This is a genomic window from Verminephrobacter aporrectodeae subsp. tuberculatae At4, assembly GCF_000193225.1.
GTDB classification, from domain to species: Bacteria; Pseudomonadota; Gammaproteobacteria; order Burkholderiales; family Burkholderiaceae_C; genus Acidovorax; species Acidovorax aporrectodeae.
Genome location: NZ_AFAL01000538.1, coordinates 1 through 2,849, shown reverse-complemented (window position 1 = coordinate 2,849; position 2,849 = coordinate 1). Strand labels below are relative to the sequence as shown.

Genomic DNA, 2,849 nt, shown 5'->3' with positions numbered 1-2,849 from the left:
CGACGGCTATGGCGACGCCACGGCTGCTACTCACCGCAAAGGCCGTCGCGGGCGCTGGATGGGTCGCATCCAGACCCAGGCCACTCGCCTCGGTGTAGCTCAGCACCAGATCGCGCCCGCTGACCGTGGCGGTGCTGAGCACCGGAGCCGTGGTGTCGGCTGCGGAGTTGTTCGCCACCGCCTGGTTTTTGCCTTCGGCGTTGGCCGTGAGCGGGCCGAGCGCGCCGTTGGCATGCGTGAGGTTCACGTCGCTGGCGTCAAGGCCGGTGACGCGCGCGCTGAAGGGGATGGTGACGGGGGTGCTCTCGCCAACCGGGAGACTGGTGTCGGCCAGCGCGATGCTGGCACCGGGGCGCGTGCGGGAGACGGTGGTGTTGATGTCGTAGCGGATGCCGCTGACGGCTCTCGAATTTCCCTTGTTGCCCGAGGAGTCGGTGAGTCGGCTCATATCCACGCTCAGATTGACGCCGGTGATACGACACCACGGCGTGCCACGTGCGGATTGCCGCGTGCGATGCGACGCCCTGGATTCCCCCGTGCGCAGGGGCCATTGCCTGGCCGCAAGTCACGCGGGACGCAAGGACACTGCGCAGCCATCTCCCGTGGGCCCGCGCGCTGGACTCGCAGGCTGCCGAGGCCGCCATCCGTGCGGATGGACTCAATCGCATGGCGGTTCTGATTGGTCCGCAGGCCGTGCGCATCCGCTGAGTGGGGGTTCCTGGGGAGGCGCATCTTCAAAGGTCGATGGATGCGACAACGCGATGCACAAGAGAGGTCGTTCGGCATGCCGTGCATCATCCGTGATGAACTGCAACTGCATGTTGGTAAATGTCATTGCTATCGCGCTTCAAACCTCCCCCTTGCGTTATTTTTGCTGATCGGGTAGGGGCTGTGATCCCTGGGGCTGGACGTGCAGTTCGCTGAAGATGCGCGCGCGGCACGCGCAGGGAGCACGGCGCATCGCCCTGAACTGGCGCCGGGTGCAGGGCCATGCGCTGGCGCAAGAGGCGCGCACGGATGCTGCCGCCCTGTTCGCGAACGCGCCATCACCCGGTGGATGGCCCTGGCGCTGCGCAGGAGGCAGCCCATGGCCGCAGAGATCGGAGCCGATCCGGGGAGGGCAGGCTTCAGAGCCAGAACCCGCCAGGCGCCCCATCCGGCGCCTGCCCCACGATGGACAGCGGCATATACCCTGCGGCGCCGGGCGCGGTGATCACGCCGTCGACCTTGCCGTCGGCGTCGAACGGCCCGCCATCGGTGATCGAGAAGTCCAGCCGCAACAGCCAGGCTTCGTCCACCATCTTGCCGCCGTAAGGGCTGCTCGCCAGGTTCACCCAGGTGCCGCCGTGGTCTTGCAGCCAGTAGCCGTTGACGCCCAGCGCCGAGTCCACGAACAGGCTGAAGGTCTTGCTGCTGCCGGCGGTCTCCAGCGTGGCCTTGAAACTCGTCAGCGCGATCGGTGTCTCCAGCGCCTTGGTCGTCTGAGCGGGGACCGCCTTTTGCTCCAGGCTGGTGATGCGGGTGTTGCTGCCGGGGGAGACCATGCCGTTGCGGCTGTCTGCTACCAGGGTCACCGAGGTGCCGCTGGAACGGCTGCTGGTCTCGGCGCGGAAGGAGGCGACTGCGGCCTGTGCGCTGTCCTGAATGTCGTCGCCGTTGCCGTCGCCGTGGGAGGCACCCCTGGGGCCGATGGCCTGATCTTCCTGCGCGTCGGGCATGCCGTCGTGGTCCGCATCGGGCGCGCCGAGGTCGTGTTCCGGTATGGGCGCGCCGGGGTCGTGTTCCGGTGTGGGCGTGGGTGCGGGCGTGAGGTTCTCCACGGCCTGGTTGCCGAAGCTTGCCGCGTCGTTGCCGGCAGCGTCCTGTATCACGTTGTCGCCGGTCGCCGGCTTGGTGTAGCTGAGCGTGAGCTTCTCGTCGCTGGCCACGGCGCGGCTCAGCGTCAGCGTGACGGTCTTGGCCGTGACGGCAACGCTGCTGACGTGGATGGCCGTATCGCTGGAACTGCTGAGCGCAAACGCCGATGCGGGCGCGGTGTGGTTGATGTCCAGCTTGTTTGCATCGGTGTAGCTGAGCTCCAGCAGGTTGCCGTTGACCGTGACGTCGCCAAGCACCGGGGGCGTGGTCTCTGGTATGGGCGTGTCGTTGCTCACGGCCTCGTTGCCGAAGTTTGCCGCGGCGTTGCCGGCAGCGTCCTGCACCGCGTTCTCGGCCCCGGGCTGGGTGTAGCTGACGGTCAGCAGCTCAGCGCGGGTCACGGCGCGGCTCAGTTTCAGCGTGACGGTGTTGGTCGTCGCGTTCACCACGATACCGGTGACGGTGATGGCCGCGCCCGCGGCGCTGCTGACCGCAAAGCCTGCGCTGCCCTCGCGCGCTGCCCCTTCCAAGTTGTTTGCTTCGGTGTAGCTGAGCACCAACTGGTCGCCATTGACCGTGGCGCTACGGAACACCGGGGGCGTGGTGTCTGCTGCCGCTGACGTGTTGTTGGTCACGGCCTGGTCGCGCAAGTTCGCCGCTTCGTTGCCGGCAGCGTCCTGCACCACATGGCCGGTCGTCGGCTGGGTGTAGCTGACGCTCACCCGCTGACCGTGCCCCACGGGGCTTCTCAGTGTCAGCGTGACGGTCTTGGCCACCGCATTCACCACAGCGCTGAAGACTCCGCAGGGAATGGGGGAGGTGCCGTCCGTGCCGTAGCCGGTTACCGTAAAGCCTGCCGCGCCCGTCAGCACGGCCGCGTCCAGACTGGTGGTCTCGGTGTACGTGAGCACCAACTGGTTGCCGTTGACCGTGGCGCTGCTGAGCACCGGGGGCGTGGTGTCTGCTGGCACCGGCGTGTTGTTGCGCACATG

2 protein-coding genes are annotated in these 2,849 nt (G+C 67.4%); both read right to left on the bottom strand.

The window, feature by feature from the left end; all coding sequences use genetic code 11:
• Nucleotides 1-448 (bottom strand): SwmB domain-containing protein (locus VTU_RS28080; RefSeq protein WP_010106793.1); only part of this gene is annotated, 448 nt, incomplete at its 3' end.
• A gap of 679 nt (nucleotides 449-1,127) precedes the next feature.
• Nucleotides 1,128-2,849: SwmB domain-containing protein (locus tag VTU_RS28075; RefSeq protein WP_010106791.1), on the bottom strand; the 1,722-nt coding region annotated here is incomplete at its 5' end.